Origin of the sequence: Streptomyces sp. NBC_00388 (assembly GCF_036061255.1) — a bacterium.
Classification (GTDB): domain Bacteria; phylum Actinomycetota; class Actinomycetes; order Streptomycetales; family Streptomycetaceae; genus Streptomyces.
This window is the reverse complement of the sequence record NZ_CP107948.1, coordinates 1,121,418-1,138,779: the sequence shown is the minus strand read 5'-3', so window position 1 is coordinate 1,138,779 and position 17,362 is coordinate 1,121,418. Positions and strand designations below refer to the sequence as shown.

At 72.8% G+C, this 17,362-nt stretch carries 17 protein-coding genes; 9 read left to right on the top strand and 8 right to left on the bottom strand.

Annotated elements, in window-relative coordinates:
* Positions 1 to 21 precede the first annotated feature (21 nt).
* A complete protein-coding gene (locus OG917_RS05195) occupies positions 22 to 225 on the bottom strand; it encodes a DUF5999 family protein (RefSeq protein WP_328316345.1) in 204 nt (67 codons plus the stop codon).
* Between the two features lie 300 nt (positions 226 to 525).
* The gene (locus OG917_RS05190) at positions 526 to 1,116 is read right to left on the bottom strand and encodes a hypothetical protein (RefSeq protein ID WP_328316344.1); all 591 of its coding nucleotides are present in this window, start codon (positions 1,114 to 1,116) and stop codon (positions 526 to 528) included.
* A 527-nt stretch (positions 1,117 to 1,643) separates the two neighbouring features.
* Between OG917_RS05190 and OG917_RS05185 the strand changes: the two genes are divergently transcribed.
* Both OG917_RS05185 and OG917_RS05180 read left to right on the top strand, forming a co-directional pair.
* Positions 1,644 to 3,167 (top strand): glutamate--cysteine ligase, encoded by a 1,524-nt coding sequence (locus tag OG917_RS05185; RefSeq protein ID WP_328316343.1) that lies wholly within the window; start codon positions 1,644 to 1,646, stop codon positions 3,165 to 3,167.
* A 281-nt stretch (positions 3,168 to 3,448) separates the two neighbouring features.
* Positions 3,449 to 4,249 (top strand): CPBP family intramembrane glutamic endopeptidase, encoded by an 801-nt coding sequence (locus OG917_RS05180; RefSeq protein WP_443059059.1) that lies wholly within the window; start codon positions 3,449 to 3,451, stop codon positions 4,247 to 4,249.
* A gap of 198 nt (positions 4,250 to 4,447) precedes the next feature.
* On the opposite strand, the gene OG917_RS05175 is transcribed toward OG917_RS05180, so the two are convergent.
* Positions 4,448 to 5,257 (bottom strand): PhzF family phenazine biosynthesis protein, encoded by an 810-nt coding sequence (locus tag OG917_RS05175; RefSeq protein WP_328316342.1) that lies wholly within the window; start codon positions 5,255 to 5,257, stop codon positions 4,448 to 4,450.
* A 139-nt stretch (positions 5,258 to 5,396) separates the two neighbouring features.
* On the opposite strand from OG917_RS05175, the gene OG917_RS05170 reads away from it, so the two are divergent.
* Positions 5,397 to 5,993, top strand: a complete 597-nt coding sequence (locus tag OG917_RS05170; protein ID WP_328316341.1) for a PadR family transcriptional regulator — start codon at positions 5,397 to 5,399, stop codon at positions 5,991 to 5,993.
* Between the two features lie 76 nt (positions 5,994 to 6,069).
* Here the strand turns inward: OG917_RS05170 and OG917_RS05165 are convergent, their stop codons facing one another.
* Positions 6,070 to 6,498 (bottom strand): type II toxin-antitoxin system Rv0910 family toxin, encoded by a 429-nt coding sequence (locus tag OG917_RS05165; protein WP_328316340.1) that lies wholly within the window; start codon positions 6,496 to 6,498, stop codon positions 6,070 to 6,072.
* Between the two features lie 259 nt (positions 6,499 to 6,757).
* Between OG917_RS05165 and OG917_RS05160 the strand changes: the two genes are divergently transcribed.
* The 3 genes from OG917_RS05160 to OG917_RS05150 all read left to right on the top strand — a co-directional run bounded on the left by OG917_RS05160 (position 6,758) and on the right by OG917_RS05150 (position 9,468).
* Entirely contained in the window at positions 6,758 to 7,321 is a 564-nt protein-coding gene (locus OG917_RS05160; RefSeq protein WP_328321664.1) for a Clp protease N-terminal domain-containing protein, read from the top strand.
* A 31-nt stretch (positions 7,322 to 7,352) separates the two neighbouring features.
* Entirely contained in the window at positions 7,353 to 8,333 is a 981-nt protein-coding gene (locus OG917_RS05155; protein WP_328316339.1) for an EamA family transporter, read from the top strand.
* A 163-nt stretch (positions 8,334 to 8,496) separates the two neighbouring features.
* Positions 8,497 to 9,468 (top strand): DMT family transporter, encoded by a 972-nt coding sequence (locus OG917_RS05150; RefSeq protein WP_328316338.1) that lies wholly within the window; start codon positions 8,497 to 8,499, stop codon positions 9,466 to 9,468.
* A gap of 38 nt (positions 9,469 to 9,506) precedes the next feature.
* On the opposite strand, the gene OG917_RS05145 is transcribed toward OG917_RS05150, so the two are convergent.
* Positions 9,507 to 10,196, bottom strand: coding sequence for a pyridoxamine 5'-phosphate oxidase family protein (locus OG917_RS05145; RefSeq protein ID WP_328316337.1), 690 nt, complete (start codon positions 10,194 to 10,196; stop codon positions 9,507 to 9,509).
* Between the two features lie 35 nt (positions 10,197 to 10,231).
* Here OG917_RS05145 and OG917_RS05140 point away from each other — a divergent pair, with 35 nt between their 5' ends.
* Entirely contained in the window at positions 10,232 to 11,563 is a 1,332-nt protein-coding gene (locus tag OG917_RS05140) for an aminotransferase class I/II-fold pyridoxal phosphate-dependent enzyme (RefSeq protein ID WP_328316336.1), read from the top strand.
* Here OG917_RS05140 and OG917_RS05135 read toward each other — a convergent pair.
* On the bottom strand, positions 11,554 to 12,528 hold the full coding sequence (locus OG917_RS05135; RefSeq protein ID WP_328316335.1) for a DMT family transporter: 975 nt from the start codon (positions 12,526 to 12,528) through the stop codon (positions 11,554 to 11,556). The two genes, OG917_RS05140 and OG917_RS05135, sit on opposite strands and share 10 nt — an antisense overlap.
* A 74-nt stretch (positions 12,529 to 12,602) precedes the next feature.
* On the opposite strand from OG917_RS05135, the gene OG917_RS05130 reads away from it, so the two are divergent.
* Positions 12,603 to 13,532: a LysR family transcriptional regulator gene (locus tag OG917_RS05130; RefSeq protein WP_328316334.1), complete on the top strand. Its 930-nt coding sequence runs from the start codon at positions 12,603 to 12,605 to the stop codon at positions 13,530 to 13,532.
* A 16-nt stretch (positions 13,533 to 13,548) separates the two neighbouring features.
* On the opposite strand, the gene OG917_RS05125 is transcribed toward OG917_RS05130, so the two are convergent.
* Positions 13,549 to 14,010, bottom strand: coding sequence for a pyridoxamine 5'-phosphate oxidase family protein (locus OG917_RS05125; protein WP_328316333.1), 462 nt, complete (start codon positions 14,008 to 14,010; stop codon positions 13,549 to 13,551).
* Positions 14,011 to 14,166: 156 nt separating this feature from the next.
* Here OG917_RS05125 and OG917_RS05120 point away from each other — a divergent pair, with 156 nt between their 5' ends.
* Positions 14,167 to 14,808 (top strand): cysteine hydrolase, encoded by a 642-nt coding sequence (locus OG917_RS05120; RefSeq protein WP_328316331.1) that lies wholly within the window; start codon positions 14,167 to 14,169, stop codon positions 14,806 to 14,808.
* Positions 14,809 to 14,994: 186 nt separating this feature from the next.
* On the opposite strand, the gene OG917_RS05115 is transcribed toward OG917_RS05120, so the two are convergent.
* On the bottom strand, positions 14,995 to 17,178 hold the full coding sequence (locus tag OG917_RS05115; protein WP_328316330.1) for a S9 family peptidase: 2,184 nt from the start codon (positions 17,176 to 17,178) through the stop codon (positions 14,995 to 14,997).
* Positions 17,179 to 17,362: the final 184 nt, after the last annotated feature.

Genomic DNA, 17,362 nt, shown 5'->3' with positions numbered 1-17,362 from the left:
TGCTTCTTCTCGTGGCGGGGGTCAGGCGGCGGTCGCCAGTCCCGAACCCAGCGGGCGGTGCGGCGCGATGATCCGGCCGTCGGGCAGTAGTTCGCCGGTGTCCTCGAAGACGAGGACGCCGTTGCACAGCAGACTCCAGCCCTGCTCCGGGTGGTGAGCCACGAGGAGCGCGGCCTCCCGGTCGGGGGAGGCGGCTGACGGGCAGGTTGGCTGGTGCTGGCACATGGATGCGTTCTTTCGCTGCGTTGTAGTGAGTGTCCTGCGGCTCGATGCGGATGTCATGGCCGCCCCCGTTTTCAGTCGGTGGTCCCAGTGTTGCCCCACGGGCGTCGATCCGCAGGGATTTCCCGGCAGCACTTGCTACAGCATAGGGACGCATCACCCGTGCGGACGGTTCGGCTCAACTCGGTTGTCTCTTCGGGTGGTTCGGGAGTGGCCCGACCGGGCTAGTCCGGATGGGGGAGAGCGCGCCGCGCCCCGCGACCGTGGGGCGGTCACGGGGCGCGCGGTGGTGCTGGGGCGCCGTCAGGCGGGAGAGCCGAGCAGCGGGGGCGACAGCCGCATCGTCATCACCGGCAGCAGCTCCGATACCCGGTGCGGCCGGTGCGCGGCGATGCCCGGCGGGGCGGGAGCGAGGGGCACGAGGAGATCCGTGGGGGCAGGCATCGTGCCGGAGGCCGACGCGTCGGCCGCGGTGTCACCGTGCAGCCACAGCGTCAGCATGTAGAGCTCCGGCACGGACAGCAGCCTCGGCTGGAACGGTGTGTCCATGGCCTCGGCCTGACGCAGAGCGCTCCCGGTGGCGGTGGCGTAAGGGCCCTCGAAGAAGTGCGAGAAGGTCCAGCCGTCGGCGGTGAGCTTCGTGTCGGCGGCGGCCACCGGGCGGTCACCGCTGTGGATCAGGAAACGCCATCCGGTGAGCCGGGTGCGCGGGGTCCCGCCGCTCGGCATGATCCGGTCCAGTACGTAAACAGGAAGGGGCAGTTCGGGGGTGAGCGGCCCGGCGGCGGAGCGGAGGGCCGGGGTTCGGGCCTCGCGTACGGCAGTAGGGGAGCCGAGGGCCGCGAGGACGCTGCGCAGGGCCGGCGCGGGAGCCGGAGGGACATACAGCGGCATGATGTGGGTCGCCTCTCACTTCGGAGACACGTTGATGCGTGGGCGGTGCGGACGGCGCTGTCAGCGGGCAGGGGCAGAGAGGGCCGTAGGGCGTGGAAGGGTGTCGCGCTCTCCCGGGGCCGGGGCATCAACTCTCTGCCTCGTTTGCGGAGTTTATACGACACGTGTTCACACGGTGTTTCAGCTAGCTGACGTGCGTATTGCAAACAAGTCGGTATCCGGTCTTTTTCCTGCGGAGTTCATCCCCATTTAACGGGCCTGCACTCGCCTGGCCTTGCCGTTCCCGGTGCGAGTGGTCGGCCGAAAACGGCCGGTCGTTTTCACCATGTTCACAGAGCTTCACAGGCTTCACCGAGGGGGAAACTGCTCCAGGCGTCATGCCTGGCGAATGTGCCACGCGGGATCTCTGCGTCACCCTACTCGCTCCGAACCCCGCGCGGGGAGTTACGGATCACCGGGTGTGGGCATTATCGACCGTGACCCGAGCCGCCGCCGCGGTGGCCGCACACGCGTGGAGAGGCCCGCCGATGGGGGAGAAGCTAGAGGCAGACGGAGTCGATCCGTCAGGTCGGCAGCGGTACCGGAGGAAGCTTCAGCAGTGCCTGGAGGTGCTGGAGCGACTGTTGGCCGACGAGAGGTTCGACCGTCCGAGGAATCTGATGGGGATGGAGATCGAACTCAATCTGGCAGGCCCCGACGGCATGCCGCGAATGATGAATGCGGAGGTTCTCGACCGGATCGCGAGCCGGGATTTCCAGACGGAACTCGGGATGTTCAATCTCGAAGTGAATATTATCCCGCACCGGCTGGGCGGCCGGGTCTTCGATCAGCTGGCGGAGGAGCTCCGCACCGGTCTCGCCTATGCGCACAGAAAAGCCGCGGAGGTCGACGCGGGGATCGTGATGATCGGTATTCTGCCCACGCTCGGGCCGGAGGATCTCGTGACGGCGAACCTCTCGGACGCCGACCGCTACACCCTTCTCAACGACGGGATGCGCGCTGCCCGAGGTGAGGACTTCGACCTCGATATCACCGGTGTGGAGCGGCTGACCTGCACCTCCGCCTCGATCGCGCCCGAATCCGCCTGTACGTCCGTGCAGTTGCACCTCCAGGTCACACCCGCGCGCTTCGCCGACGTGTGGAACGCGTCGCAGGCCGTGGCCGCGGTACAGATCGCGCTCGGCGCCAACTCGCCCTTCCTGTTCGGCAAGGAGCTCTGGCGGGAGTCGCGGCCACCGCTCTTCCTCCAGGCGACCGATGTGCGCCCGCCGGAGCTGCGGGCCCAGGGGGTGCGCCCGCGGACGTGGTTCGGTGAGCGCTGGATCGACTCGGCGTACGACCTCTTCGAGGAGAACCTCCGCTACTTCCCGCCGCTGCTGCCGCTGTGCGGCGACGAGGACCCGCTGCGCGTCCTCGACGACGGCGGGGTGCCGGCCCTTCAGGAGCTCGTGCTGCACAACGGAACCGTCTACCGCTGGAACCGCCCGGTCTACGACGTGGCCGACGGCGTACCGCACCTGCGGGTCGAGAACCGGGTGCTGCCCGCCGGGCCCACCGTCACGGATGTGATGGCCAACGCCGCTTTCTACTACGGACTGGTGCGGGCGCTCGCCGACGATGTCCGCCCGGTGTGGAAGCGGCTGCCCTTCGAAGCGGCGGCACGCAACTTCGAAGCGGCCTGCCGGTACGGGATCGAGGCCCAGCTCCAGTGGCCGGGGTCCGGGCGTTCCGGTGGTGTCATGACGGTGTCCGCGGTGCAGCTCGTCAGGGACGAGCTGCTGCCGCTGGCCGCAGCCGGGCTGGATGCCTGGGGGATCGAGGCCGCGGACCGCGACCGCTACCTCGGGGTCATCGAGGAGCGGTGCAGGCGCCGGATGAACGGGGCTTCCTGGCAGGTCGACACGTTCCACCGGGCGCTGGAGACGGGGCTCGGGCGGCGTGAGGCGCTGGCGTTCACCACCCGTCGCTACGCCGAACTGATGGCGGCCGGAGAACCGGTGCACTCCTGGCCCGAGGGCATCCCGGCGGCGGTGACGGCCCGCGGGCTGTGATCGTGCCGCGGGGCTGTCTCCCGCGGGCCTGCCCCGCGGGAGGGGGCGCGCCGGCAGGGGCCGGGGTGCCGGTGCCAGGGGGCCATCGGGCAAGCTGTGACGTCCCATGCGGTGTTGCTCCTCCCTCGCGGACGCTCCTTGAGGACGGACGGGAGGAAGGGGAGCGCGCCGTCGAATCGGCGCCGGTCCCCCGGCCTGTCGTGCGTGCTCCCCGTATCCGCATTGGAGACGCTGGGAGACGGTGGCGGGGACGAGGCGTGACTGGCCGACTGGAGGCAGGTGTGCAGGCGGAGGGCGAGCGCGTGGCCGAATTTGTTCCTGTGGAGGGGGCGTCCCAGCGGTTCTTGCGGTCCGAGACGGTGCTGGTACTCGCCCTCTCGCTCGGCGCGAGCGGCGTTTCGGCACTCATCAGTTTCGTCGGGGCGCTGACCAAACCCGGGGGGCTCAAGCACCAGGCGGCCAATCTCAACGGTTCGTACGCGCCGGGGCGCCCCTGGCTGGATCTCGCCTGGCAGCTCTTCGGTATCGCGACGGCCCTGGTGCCGGTCGCCCTGGTGGCGCACCTGCTGCTGCGGGAGGGATCGGGCCTGCGGGCGATCGGCTTCGACCGGACGCGGCTCCGCGCCGACGCGGGCCGCGGGCTGCTGATCGCGGCGGGGATCGGCAGCGTGGGCCTCGCCTTCTACCTGGGCGCGCGGGCCACCGGGTTCAACCTGACCGTGGTGCCCGAGTCGCTGCCCGACGTGTGGTGGAAGATCCCGGTGCTGATCCTCTCGGCGGTGCAGAACGCCGTACTGGAGGAGGTCATCGTCGTCGGCTACCTGCTGCGCAGGCTGGGGCAGTTCGGGTGGACCCCGGTGGCTGCCCTGGCGGCGAGCGCGGTGCTGCGCGGCTCGTACCACCTCTACCAGGGGGTCGGCGGGTTTCTCGGAAATGTGGCGATGGGCGTGGTGTTCGTGCTGCTGTACCGGCGGTGGGGGCGGGTCGGGCCGCTGGTCGTCGCGCACTCGCTGATCGATATCGGGGCGTTCGTCGGTTACGCGCTGCTCGCCGGCAAGGTGGGGTGGCTGCCCACCGGATGAGCGCCGCGGCGGACCGGGCCCGGGTGCGGGCGCGGGTGCGGGCGCGGGTGCGGGCGCGGTGCGTGCGGGTGTCGGTGCAGGGGGCGTACGGGGATCCCGTACGCCCCCTGTGCGTGTCCCCGGGAGCGCCGCTTGTCCCCGGGAGTACTGGCACCGGGCCGTGGCTGCCTCCGTCCCCCCGTTCTCCACGGGCCCCTCTCAGGCGTGCAGATCACCGTCGATGACGGTGACCGCGCTTCCGGTGAGCAGCGTCCGGTCGCCGCGCAGTGACGTGCGGACGAGGCCGGAGCGGGCCGAGGCCTGGAGACCTGTCAGGTCGTCGCGGCCGAGCCGGGCGGACCAGAACGGGGCCAGAGCGGTGTGGGCGCTGCCGGTGACCGGGTCCTCGTCGATGCCGACACCGGGGAAGAAGCCACGCGACACGTAGTCGTAGCCGCGCGCCGGGTCGTCGGCGGCGGCGGTCACAACGATGCCCCGCCGGGAGTGGGTCCTGAGTGCGGCGAAGTCGGGCGACATCGAGCGGACGGCCGCTTCGTCCGCGACTTCGACCAGCAGGTCCCCGATGTGTGCCCCGGTGCCGTGCACGCCGGTGATCCTGGCACCCAGCGCCTCGCCGAGACCGGCCGGAACGGCCTCCGGGGTGAGCGGGGACGTGGGGAAGTCCAAGGTGATCGTGCCGTCGTCGCCGGCCGTCGCGGTGAGCAGTCCGCAGCGCGCGATGAAGCGGACCGTGCCCGTAGCGGCTCCCGTGGTGTGCAGGACGTGGGCGGTCGCGAGCGTGGCGTGGCCGCACATGTCGACCTCGGTGGCCGGGGTGAACCAGCGCAGCGCCCAGTCGGCCTCGCCCCCCGCGGGCAGCGGGTGGGCGAAGGCGGTCTCGGACAGGTTCACCTCCGCCGCCACGCTCTGGAGCCAGGCGTCGTCCGGGAAGGAGTCGAGGAGGAGCACCCCTGCGGGGTTGCCGGCGAAGGGGCGGTCGGTGAAGGCGTCGACGATTCGTATGCGCATGGACAGACCGTAAGCACGGGGAAACGCCGCAGGCCAAGGCCACTCTCCGGGAGGTGGCCCGGAAAGGATTGCCAAACGAACACTACCGATATATCGTTGACGCATCGCGACCGATCAAAGATAGAAGGAAGTGAGTGCGATGCGTTCCCATGGATTCACACATGGTCATGGACATGGCGGCCCCGGCCCTCGGGGCGAAGGAGACTTCGAAGGGCGCCGTGGCGCCTTCGGGCCGTTCGGCCCGCCGTTCGGCGGCCCGCACGGCGGGCGCGGCGGCAGGGGCGGACCCCGGGGGAGGGCGCGCCGCGGTGACGTACGCGCGTCGATCCTGGCGCTGCTCAAGGACCGCCCGATGCACGGATACGAAATGATCCAGGAGATCGGCGAGCGCAGCGGCGGGGCCTGGCGCCCCAGCCCCGGCTCGGTCTACCCGACGCTCCAGCTGCTTGAGGACGAGGGTCTGATCGCCAGCGAGAGCGAGGGCGGCAAGAAGCTGTTCACGCTCACCGCGCCGGGGCGCACTGCCGCCGACGAGGGGCCGGACGCCCCCTGGGAGGAGGCCGGGCGCGGCGGTGACTGGGAGACGATGAACGAGATCCGGCAGGCCGGCTTCGGGCTGATGGAGGCGTTCAGCCAGGTGTGGCGGACCGGTACGCCGGAGCAGCGCACGAAGGCGATCGCCGTGATCGGCGAATCCCGCAAGAAGCTCTATCTGATTCTCGCCGATGAGGACTGAGCGCCATCCGGGCCGGCAGGCGGCGCCCCCGCGGGATTCCGCGGGGGCGCCGCCGTCGTGCCGGCTCCGGGTGGGCTCAGGTCACCAGGCCGGCGAGCCTGCGCAGCGACTCCTGGAGCGCGGTGGTCGCCGAGTCCTTGAGCTTGCCGGCCATCAGTGAGACGGCCGCTCCCGTGAACTCGCCCTGGATGCGGACCAGGGTGGCGCCGCCGTCCGGGGTCAGCGAGTAGCGCATCGCGAGGCTGACGCCCATCGGCCCCTTGCCCCGGGTGACCAGGAGGGCCGCGGGTTCCAGCTCGGACACGGTCCAGTTCACCTCCGCCGGGAAGCCCATGAGCTTCATGTTCTCCTCGAAGGTGGCGCCCACCGCGAGCGTGGCCGGGCCGCCCTTCGGGAAGCTGGTGTGGGTCGCGTTCCACTCGCCGTACGCGCTGAAGTCGGTCAGCTGGGACCAGACCTTCTCGGCCGGTGCCTCGATGCGGGCCCCGGCGCTGACTTCGGCCATGCGACCACCCCTTCTCGTCGGGTTGTGATGGCGCGGAACGTAACTCCTGGTACCGGAACATTCAATACTGATGAGTCGTCAGATCTCCTGGGGGGTCCTGCCGGGGCGGAGTGCGGGAGCGTTCCGCGGCGCTCCGGGCGGCCGGGCCCCAGGGGGCGCGCGCCGGTGCGATGCCCGGCAGGCTCCCTCATCCGTAAGGAGGAGAGCCCGCACCGGTGTGCCCAACTACCGGCGGACGGCTGAATGCTCCCCGCCGGGGATGTTCCGGGCGCGGCCGGCTGATGAGCTGGGAGATGTGCAGAGCCCTATCCAGCCGGACGAACAGCCCGCCCCGTCCCGGGCCGGCATCGAAGCCAGGCTCACCGTGGAACTGGCAACGGTCGTGGCGGGCGCACGCCGGCGTGCGCTGCGGGACGGCGACCGTCAGATCGATACGGCCCACCTGCTGCACTCGGTGGTCGAGACCGACCCCGAGGTACGGGCCGCTTTCGACGGCGGCGCCCAGGTGGCCAGGGTGCTGGGCTACCTCGTGCAGCGGAGTATCGGCTACGGGCTGCGCTGGCAGGGGTCGGTGGAGGATTCGGGGGCCGTACCGCTGGTCGCCGAGCAGGGCGTGACCGGCTGGTCGCCCGCGGCGGTCGCGGCCATGGAGGGCGCTCTGGGGAGAGCGCGCAGGGACGGCGACAGGCGGGCCGGCGGGCTGGACCTGCTGGCCGCGCTCGCCCGCGACCGCGAGTGCCGCGCCGTGGAGGTGCTGGGCCGCGCCGGAGTGGACGCGGAACTCCTCTCGGAGCGTGTGGAGAGCGGCGCCCGCCGGTGCTGACGCTCCCGGCCCCACCTGCCATGATGTGCCGATGCGTGCGTCTCGGGGAAAGAGCGTCGGCCTGGGGCTCGCCCTGGTGTCGGCCTTTGCGTTCGGTGGATCGGGTGTCGCGGCCAAGCCGCTGATCGAGGCGGGGCTCGACCCGCTGCACGTGGTCTGGCTGCGGGTGGCAGGTGCCGCCCTGGTGATGCTTCCCGTCGCCTGGCGCCACCGCGGTCTCGTACGGCGCAGGCCCGCCCTGCTCCTCGGCTTCGGGCTGCTCGCCGTCGCGGGCGTCCAGGCCTGCTACTTCGCGGCCCTCTCGCGGATCCCCGTCGGGGTCGCCCTGCTGGTCGAGTATCTGGCGCCCGCGCTGGTCCTGGGCTGGGTCCGGTTCGTGCAGCGCAGGCCGGTGACGCGCGCCGCGGCCTTCGGTGTGGTGCTCGCGGCCGGAGGGCTCGCCTGCGTGGTCGAGATCTGGTCCGGGCTGAGCTTCGACGCGTTCGGGCTGCTGCTCGCGCTGGGCGCCGCCTGCTGCCAGGTCGGCTACTTCGTCCTCTCGGACCACGGCGGCGACGGCGCCGACCGGGCCGACCCGCTGGGAGTCATCGCGTACGGACTCCTCGTCGGGACCGCCCTGCTGACCGTGGTCGCCCGTCCCTGGCGGATGGACTGGTCACTGCTCGCCGGGGACGCCCGGATGAACGGGGTGGCGGTCCCCGCCTGGCTGCTGCTCGGCTGGATCGTGCTGATCGCCACGGTCGTCGCGTATGTCTTCGGAGTCGTCTCGGTCCGCAGGCTCTCCCCGCAGGTGGCCGGGGTGGTCGCCTGCCTCGAAGCGGTCATCGCGACGGTGCTCGCCTGGGTGCTGCTCGGCGAACACCTCTCCGCCCCGCAGATCGCGGGCGGGGTGGTGGTGCTGCTGGGCGCGTTCGTCGCCCAGTCCTCGGCTCCCAGGCCCCCCACCGGACCGGTGGCCGGAGCGACGCCCGGCGCGGCGGCGGAAATGCCTGCCGGGCGGGCCACCACCTGAGAACTCCCCGTAGGGTGTGGCCATGCTTCTCACCGTACTGCCGCCCCCCGCTGCCTAGCGCGGGCGGCCACACCTCCTGACGAGGACCGGGCCCGGGTTGTCCCCGGGCGGTTCGCCGCTGCCCGCATACGGAGTTCAGCGACCGCCTTTCCCTGTCTTCCTCATGGAGAAGTACGTGACGCATGCGCCGAACCCTGCCGCCGGGCTGTCCGTCCGCAGGAGTCTCATCTATCTGTCCGTCGCCGGAGCGGCGTGGGGCACCGCCGGAGCCGCGGCGACGCTGCTCTACCGGGCCAGCGATCTCGGGCCCGTCTCCCTCACCTTCTGGCGCTGCGCCGGCGGTCTGGTGCTGCTGCTCGCGGCGCGCGCCCCGCGCCGCCCGCGAGGTGCGGCCCGCCCCGGCGGACCGCGCCGGAGGGCCGTCCTCGGCACCGCCGCGACCGGCCTCGCCTTCACGCTCTTCCAGGTGGCGTACTTCGCCGCCGTCCAGCTCACCGGGCTCGCCGTGGCCACCGTGGTCACCCTCGGGGCGGGCCCCGTGCTCATCGCCGTCGGCGCCCGGCTGACCCTGGGGGAGCGCCTCGGCGCCGGCGGGCTCGCCGCCGTCACGGGTGCGCTCGGCGGGCTTCTCGTCCTGGTCCTGGGCGGGGGGAGTGCGGCCGTACGCCCGGCGGGCGTCGGCTGGGCGCTGCTCTCCGCCGCCGGATACGCCGCGATGACCCTGCTGACCCGGTGGGCCGGCCGGGGCGGTGGCGGCGACCCGCTGGCGACGACGGCCTGGTCCTTCGCCGCGGGCACCGTCGTACTGCTGCCGCTCGCGGTGGCGGAGGGGCTCCTTCCGCACACCGTCGAACCGGGCAGGGTGCTGGGCCTGCTGGCGTATGTGGCCGCGGTGCCGACCGCGCTCGCCTATGCCCTGTACTTCGCCGGAGCCGCGGTGGTGCGGTCCGCCACGGTCTCGGTGATCATGCTGCTCGAACCGGTGAGCGCCGCGGTCATCGCCGTGGCACTTCTCGGGGAGCGGCTCACCGCCGGCATGGGCCTGGGGACGCTCCTGCTGCTCGCTGCCGTCACCGGTCTCGCGTACGGGGAGATGCGGGCGGCTGCCGCGCGGCGCCGGCCGGTGCCGGTCTGAGCGGGCCGGCACCGCGGCCCCGGCCCCGTCCGGGCTGTTCAGAGCCGGGCGAGGTACCCCGGCAGGGCGATGCCGGGGTCGAGGTCGTCCGAGGGGACGGGCGCTCCGTATCCGCGGCTCAGGGGTACCACTCCCGACCAGTACGGCAGGGCGAGGTCCTCCGGCTCGTCGCTGGGGCCGCCGGTACGGACCTTGGCGGAGACCTCGTCGAGGTCCAGCCGCACCACCGCGGTGGCCGCCAGCTCCTTGGCGTCGGCCGGACGCGAGTCCTGGGACCGGCCCGGCACGGCCTGCTCGACGATCGCGTCGAGCGCGGTGCGCCGCTCGTCGGCGCCGGTCACCCGGCGGGCCGTGCCGTGGACCACCACGGAGCGGTAGTTGATCGAGTGGTGGAAGGCGGACCGTGCGAGGACGAGGCCGTCGACATGGGTGATCGTCAGGCACACCGCCATGCCGGGATCCGTGGCGCCGGCCGTCCGCAGCGGACGGGAGCCCGTCGAGCCGTGTATGTAGAGGCGCTCGCCGACGCGTGCGTACAGCGTCGGCAGTACGACGGGCGCGCCGTCGCGGACGAACCCGAGATGGCAGACGTATCCCTCGTCCAGGACCGAGTGCACCAGTTCGCGGTCGTACGAGGCACGCTCCCGTGCCCGGGTCGGCACGGTCCGGGCGGTCGGTGCGTAGGGCGCGTCCTGCTGCCCGGGGGAGGCCGGAGGGGTCTCGGACATTGCGTACTCCATTGCATTAGTGCATAATCTTGTTTGTGCTAGGAGAGTATGGGATCGAAGGCCGCCGTGCAACGGACATCGCCGCGAGCGTGGAGCGGGCGGTCGGCTCCGGGGTGCTCGCCCCGGGGCAACTGCTGCCACCACTCAGGGAGTTGGCGGTTCAGCTGGGGGTCAATCCGAACACGGTGGGTGCCGCGTACCGGGTGCTCCGCGACCGCGGGGTGATCGCGACGGACGGGCGCAGGGGGAGCCGGGTGCGGCCACGGCCTGCCAGTACAGGACGTGAATCCGTCCGGGCCGACATTCCCGCGGGGGTGCGCGACCTCGCGTCGGGCAGCCCGGACCGCGCGCTGCTGCCGCCACTGGCCGGAGCCCTGGCGGCCGCCGCCGCGCGCAGTGACGCGCGGGCCGTGCTCTACGGGCAGGCGGGCGTGGACCCGGAGCTCGAACGGCTCGCGCGCGCGGCTCTCGCCGCCGACGGGGTGCCGCAGGGGCCGGTCGCCGTAGTGTCCGGCTCCCTCGACGGGATCGAGCGGGTGCTGGCCGCCCACCTCAAGCCGGGAGACGCCGTCGCCATCGAGGACCCCGGCTGGGGCGCCCTGCTCGATCTCGTACCGGCGCTGGGGCTGCGCGCGGTGCCGATGGGGCTCGACGAGGAGGGGCCGCTGCCCGGCGAGGTGGCACGGGCACTGAGCGAGGGAGCCCGCGCGCTCGTGGTCACCGCCCGTGCGCAGAACCCCACGGGCGCCGCGGTGAGCCCGGCCAGGGCCGGGGCGCTGCGGGACGTGCTGCGCGCCCGCCCCGGGGTGCTGCTCATCGAGGACGACCACGGTCACGGGATCGTGGACCTGCCCCTGAGTCCCCTCGCCGGGGCGGTGGACGCCTGGGCCTTCGTGCGGTCCACGTCCAAGGCGTACGGGCCCGACCTGCGACTCGCCGTGCTCACCGGGGACGCGGTCACGGTGGACCGGGTGCTGGGCCGCCAGCGGCTGGGGCCCGGCTGGGTCAGCCATCTGCTCCAGAGCGCGGTCGTCCACCTGTGGACCACGGGGGCCGTCGACGTGTCCGGGGTGTCGCTGTCGTACGGGCGCCGCCGGGAGGCCCTGATCGGGGCCCTGAACGAGCGGGGCCTCGACGCCTGGGGCCGCAGCGGGATGAATGTGTGGGTGCCGGTGCCGGACGAGACCGGGGCGGTGGCGCGGCTGCTGCACTCCGGCTGGGCCGTCGCGCCCGGTGCCCGGTTCCGGATGGCAGCTCCGCCGGCCGTGCGTGTCACGGTCTCGGCGCTCGGACCCGGCGACATCGCTCCCGTCGCCGACGCCGTCGCGTCGGCGGCGGGTCCCGCACCCGGCAGGCGCTACGACTGAACCGGCGCGCCGTTCCGCCCGCGCCCGCGCGGCCTGCTCTGTGTCAGGGCGGCGCCGGCCAGCACGACGACCGCGCCGACGGGGGTGTTCCAGCCGATGTTCTCGCCGAGCAGCGCGACGCCCGCCGCGGTGGCGATCACCGGGACGAAGTACGTGACCATCTGTGCGGTGGTCGGGCCGACTTCGGTCACCAGCCCGTACTGCAGCAGCAGCGCGACACCGGTGCCCAGCGCCCCGAGGGCGGCGACGGCGAGCAGCGGCGCCACCGGGAACGACGCGGGGAGCGAGGTGAACAGCGGTGTGACCACGGCCAGTTCGACGGTGGCGACGGCGAGCTGGGAGCCGGTCATCGCGAGGGCGGAGTGGCCGGTCCTGCCCAGGGTGCGCCGCAGGTAGATCCAGCCCACCGGATAGCACAGGGAGGCCAGCAGGGCGAGCGCGGTGCCCCGGAAGTCCAGCCCGGAGAAGCCCTGCCAGACCCCCAGTACGGTCAGTACGCCGAGGAATCCGAGCCCGAGTCCGGCGACCCTGCGGCGGGTCGGCCGGTCCTCGGAGAGCGCGACCAGGGAGAGCGCCATGCCCCACAGCGGCGAGGTGGCGTTGCAGATCCCGGCCAGCGTCGACGGGATGGTCTGTTCGGCGAAGGCGAAGAGGGAGAACGGCGCCGCGTTCAGCAGCAGGGCGGCGACCGCGAGGTGCGCCCAGGTCCGCGCCCCGCGCGGCAGCCGCTCCCGCCTGATGACGATGGCCACGGCCAGCACGGCGGTGCCGAAGAAGAGGCGGCCGAAGGTGACCTGGAAGGGTGCGTAGCCCTCGGTGCCCACCTTGATCAGCAGGAAGCTGAACCCCCAGATCAGGGAGAGCAGGACGAAGCGGATGCGCCAGTCGACGGCGGTGCGGCCGGAGGCGGACGGCGGTGCGGCGACCGGTGCTGACACGGTCCTGGCAGGAGAGACGGTGCTCATACCGACCACTCTCGTCCGGCCAATCTCTTAGCACAAGCGAGATTACGTGGAGTGGTTGCCTTAGCATTGCTTACATGTTGAATCTGGAGCGTCTGCGCATCCTCGATGCGGTGGCCCGGCACGGCTCGGTGAGCGGGGCTGCCGACGGGCTGCATGTGACCACCTCGGCCGTCTCCCAGCAACTGGCCAAGCTGGAGCGCGAGGCGGGACAGCCGCTGCTGGCGAAGAACGGCAGGGGGATCCGCCTCACCGACGCGGGGCGCCTCCTCGCCGACCACGCCGCCCGGATCCTCTCCCAGGTGGAACTCGCCCAGTCGGATCTGGAGGCCCAGCGCGGCCGGGTGGTCGGGGAGCTGCGGATCTCGGCCTTCCCCACCGCGGCCCGCGGCCTTCTCCCCGGAGTGCTCGCCGCCCTGCGCGCGGACCATCCCCAACTGGCCGTCTGCTCGCAGGAACTGGAGGGCGAGGACGGTGTACGTGCCGTGGTGCGCGGCGACCTCGATGTGGCCGTCGTACTCGACTGGTACAACAAGCCCACGGCGATGCCCGAGGGGATGGCCAAGCGGGCCCTCTTCGACGACATCGCCGATATCGCGGTGCCGGCCTCCCACCCCATGGCAGGAGCCGCCGAGGTGGAGCTGGAGGCGTTCGCCCAGGACGAGTGGATCACCTGGCCCGAGGGCGAGTTCTGCCGTGAGTGGCTGATGTTCACCCTCGGGGGCAAGGGGTTCGAGCCGCGGATCTCCCATGTCGCGGGCGAACACCCCACCCAGATGGCGCTGATCGCCGCCGGCCTCGGAGTCGGGGTCGCGCCCCGGCTGGGGCGGGGCCCGGTGCCCGACGGCGTACGGGTCGTCACCGTGCGGGACGCGCTGCGGCGTCATGTGTACGCGATCTGGCGCGCCGACGCGGACCGCAGGCCGTCCATCAGGGCGGCGGTCGACGCGCTGTACGCGGCGGGCGCGGAACTGGAGGGCGCGGGCCCGGACGGCGCGTCCGGCTGAGCGGCGCCACCGTCGGTCAGCCGAGTTTGCGGAAGTCCCAGGAGATCACGGCGTCCGGAGTCAGCCGCAGCCAGGCGTGCCGCCCGTCGTACGGCATGAGATCCATCCCGAAGTTCTTCCGCGCGAACAGCTTCTCCGGCGTGTCCAGTGCGGGGCAGGGCTCTCCCGTGCGGGGTGTCTCGCCGACGGCGACCGCGCTGCCCGAGAGCTCGACGCCCCGCAGCTCGCCGTACTCCTCGCCGTCGTCCACCACGACGGCCAGCCGCGGATCGCGGGAGAGCTGGGACCAGCGCCTGCTGCGGGTCAGCGAGTACAGCCAGAGTGACGTGTTGTCCCAGAGGAACCAGAGGGCCCCCACGTGCGGACGGCCGTCGGCCGAGACGGTGGCCACCCGGCAGGTGCGCTGCTCGCCGAGGAAGATGTCGCGCTCCGCTTCCGTCATCATGATCCTGCGGCCTCGGCGCTGGGTGTCGGTCATGGGATGTCTCCTCCGCTGGCTGTCCGGGTTCCGTCCCGCACGGTTCTGACTGCGCGTCAGAAAGCATGGAGCCTCTTCCCTCATGGCGCAATGGGCGTTAGCCTCGCGCGCCGTCCCGCCCGCCCGGCGGGCCGGGCCATACGAGAGGTGAGGTCCATGCCGTCGTCCGAACAGCTGGTCCGACAGCTCGACCCCGCGACGACGGTCCTGCTCACCGTCGAGTGCCAGGAAGGCGTCGTGGGCCACCGCAGTGCCCTGCCCGAACTGGCCGCCGAGGCAAGGGCGTCGGGGGCCCTGCTGCGGGTGGCCAGGCTGGTCGACCGCGCCCATGGAGCGGGGGTCCAGGTGGTGCACGCGGTGGCGGAACGCCGCCCCGACGGGCGCGGATCCGGCCGCAACGCCCGGCTCTTCCGGGCTGCCGGGCGCCTTCCCGTCCAGCAGCACACGGGCACGGATGCGGTCAGGGTGGCGGAGCCGGTCGAGGTGGCGGACGAGGACCTCGTCGTGCGGCGACTGCACGGCCTCTCGCCCCTGGCGGGCACGGATGTCGACGCCCTGCTGCGCAACCTGGGCTGTCGCACACTGGTCGTCACCGGGGTCTCGGCGAACGTCGCCATCCCCAACGCGGTGTTCGACGCGGTCAATCTCGGCTACACGGTGGTGGTCCCCGCGGACGCCATCGCGGGGGTCCCCGCCGACTACACCCCCGCGATGATCCGCAACACCCTCGCGCTCGTCGCGACCATCACCACGGCCGAGGACGTACTCGCCTGCTGGCAGCGGCCGGGAGGGCGTTGACCGTCCGAGCGGGGGCCGGCCGCCTTCCCCGGCTCGCTCCGGCGCCCCGGAGGCGGTCCGCGGCCGCACGCCCCTTGCCTCGCGCCACCGCCCGGCGGATCGGGGACACCCCGCCCGCCCGGATCGGTCGCGGACGACGGGACCGGCGAGGCCCCGGACCTGCTGCGGGACGCCGCAGCGATCCGCTCAGGGCTCCGACCGCCAGGGCTCCGACCGCCAGGGCTCCGACCGCCCTCCGTCCGAAGGTCCGAGCGGCTGGGCGGGGTGCTTGAGGTGATCGCCCCCCAGCGCCTTCCTGAGGAAGTCGAGTTCAAGGAGCAGCAACTGGTCCGCCACGCCCTCGCGGTGCACCAGATGTCCGGTACCGGACAGCGGGAGGACGGTGTGCGGACGGCCGGCGGCCAGCAGCGCGGCCGACAGGAGCAGCGTATGGGCGGGCGCCACGTTGTCGTCGGCGAGCCCGTGCACCAGCATCAGCGGCCGGGAGAGACCGGGTGCGTGGGGGAGCAGCGAGGAGCGTTCGTACCCCTCGGGCAGGACCCCGGGGTGGCCGAGGAAGCGCTCCTCCCAGTACGTGTCGTACAGGTGCCGCTCGGCGGGCGGGGCGCCCGCCACCGCCGCGTGGAAGACATCCGGGCGGTGCAGGACGGCGCCCGCCGCGAGATAGCCGCTGTACGACCACCCCCGGATCGCCACCCTCCCCAGGTCCAGGGCGTCGTACCGCTCCGCCGCCGCGTGCAGCGCGTCCGCCTGGTCCTCCAGCACGGGCCCCAGCCGGTCGCCGGTGATGGCCCGCTCCCACGCGATGCCCCGGCCCGGGGTGCCGCGTCCGTCCGTGGCCAGTACGGCGAAGCCCTGCTCGGCAAACCACTGGCAGACGGCGGTGTACCAGCCCCGTGCCCTGGTCACCACCTGCAGACCGGGTCCCGAGTAGGGGCTGAGCAGCACCGGCAGCCGCTCCTGGCCCGGCTCGTACCAGGAGGGCAGGTGCAGACGGCTGCGCAACTCCCTGACGCCCAGGGACAGATGAACGGGCGCCGGAGTGACGAGCGGGTCCTCGGCCAGCACCGCGATCCGCCCGTCGGGGCGCCCGGCCCGGCGGACCGTGACCGACTGGCCGTCATCCGTCCTGCTGTCGACGACCAGCGTGCCGCCGCCGGCGGCTGCCGTGTGCACGCCGGGTGTGTCCGTCAGCCTCACGAAGCCGGAACTCTCCTCGTACGACCAGACATGGACCTCGGCCGGCTCCTCGCTCGCGGTGAAGAAGACCCGTTCGCCCACGGCTCCCAGCACCTCGCGGACATACAGCCCCGCGGGGCTGAGGACGTCACCGATACGGATGCCGCGGACGTCGCCGCGGACGGCGGGCAGCACCGGTACCCCCGCGGGCGTGTACAGCGGGGTGCCGGGCTGGAACGCCACCCATCCGTCGTCCGCCGCCCGGGCCCGCACCTCGAAGGCGCCGCCGGCCGGGTCGGGGGAGACCACCCACACCGTGCGCTGGTCCCGGGTCTGGAGCACGGCGACGGGACCGGTGGCCCCCCAGGAGGCGGAGACCAGATACTCGAAGGCGGGTGCGTCCCATCTGCCGGGCTGCGCCGGCTCTCCGGGCGCCGTGCGGGGGAGCGGCACCCGGGTACGGTCGCCTCCGGCCGTGACGACGTGCAGTGAGGTCTCGGCGTTGGGCGTGCCGGCCGCCGGGTAGCGGATGGCGACGGGCGGCTTCTCCGGGTCGGTGGGGTCGGCGATCCAGCGGCGCCGCACCATCGAGGTGTCGACCCGGGCGACCAGCAGCGCGTCGCCCTGAGGGGACCACCAGTACCCGCGCGACCTGCCGATGGAGGCGCGGGCCGCGTAGTCGGCGAGGCCGTAGGTGACTTCGGTTTTCTCGGGGGCGGCGAGCAGCCTGTCGCCCGTCCCGTCGGTCCGCACCACCCGCAGGGCGCCGCCGGTCACATACGCGATCAGGGTGCCGTCGGGCGAGGGCCGCGGGTCGGTCACCGGGCCCGCGGTCCTGATGCGGCGAGGAGCGCCGGCGGTCGCGCCGTGCCCGGGGGCGCCGCCGGGGTGCTGAGGTGCTGCGGAGTCCGCGCGGACGGTCCAGAGCCGGCCGTCCACGGCGTACGCGACGACCCGCGCGTCCCGGTCGGTCGCGTACCCGGTCACGCCGGACGACGTCGCAGGGGGGCGGGCGAGGAGGCGTTCCTGTCCGTTCTCGTACAGCCAGAGCAGGCCGCGCGGGTCGGTGCCGGACACCGACCGGACGAAGAGCACCCGTTCACCGTCGGGTGAGACGGTGAACTGCCCGGGGACGCCGAGGGTGAAGCGGCGGGTCCTGGCGAACTGGCGGGGGAAACCGCTGAGGTCCATGGCGGTGTGCCTTCCGTGGGAGCGACCGGTCGGGAAACAGAGAGAGACCGTCGCCCTCGCCCCCCGGAGTGACCCGGCGGACGCGCGCCGAAATCACAGCGCCCCTCTCACGGCGGTGCGTGAGAGGGGCGCTTCCGGGGACCGTCGAGGCCGACGATCTCGGTGTGTATGCCGTACGGGACGG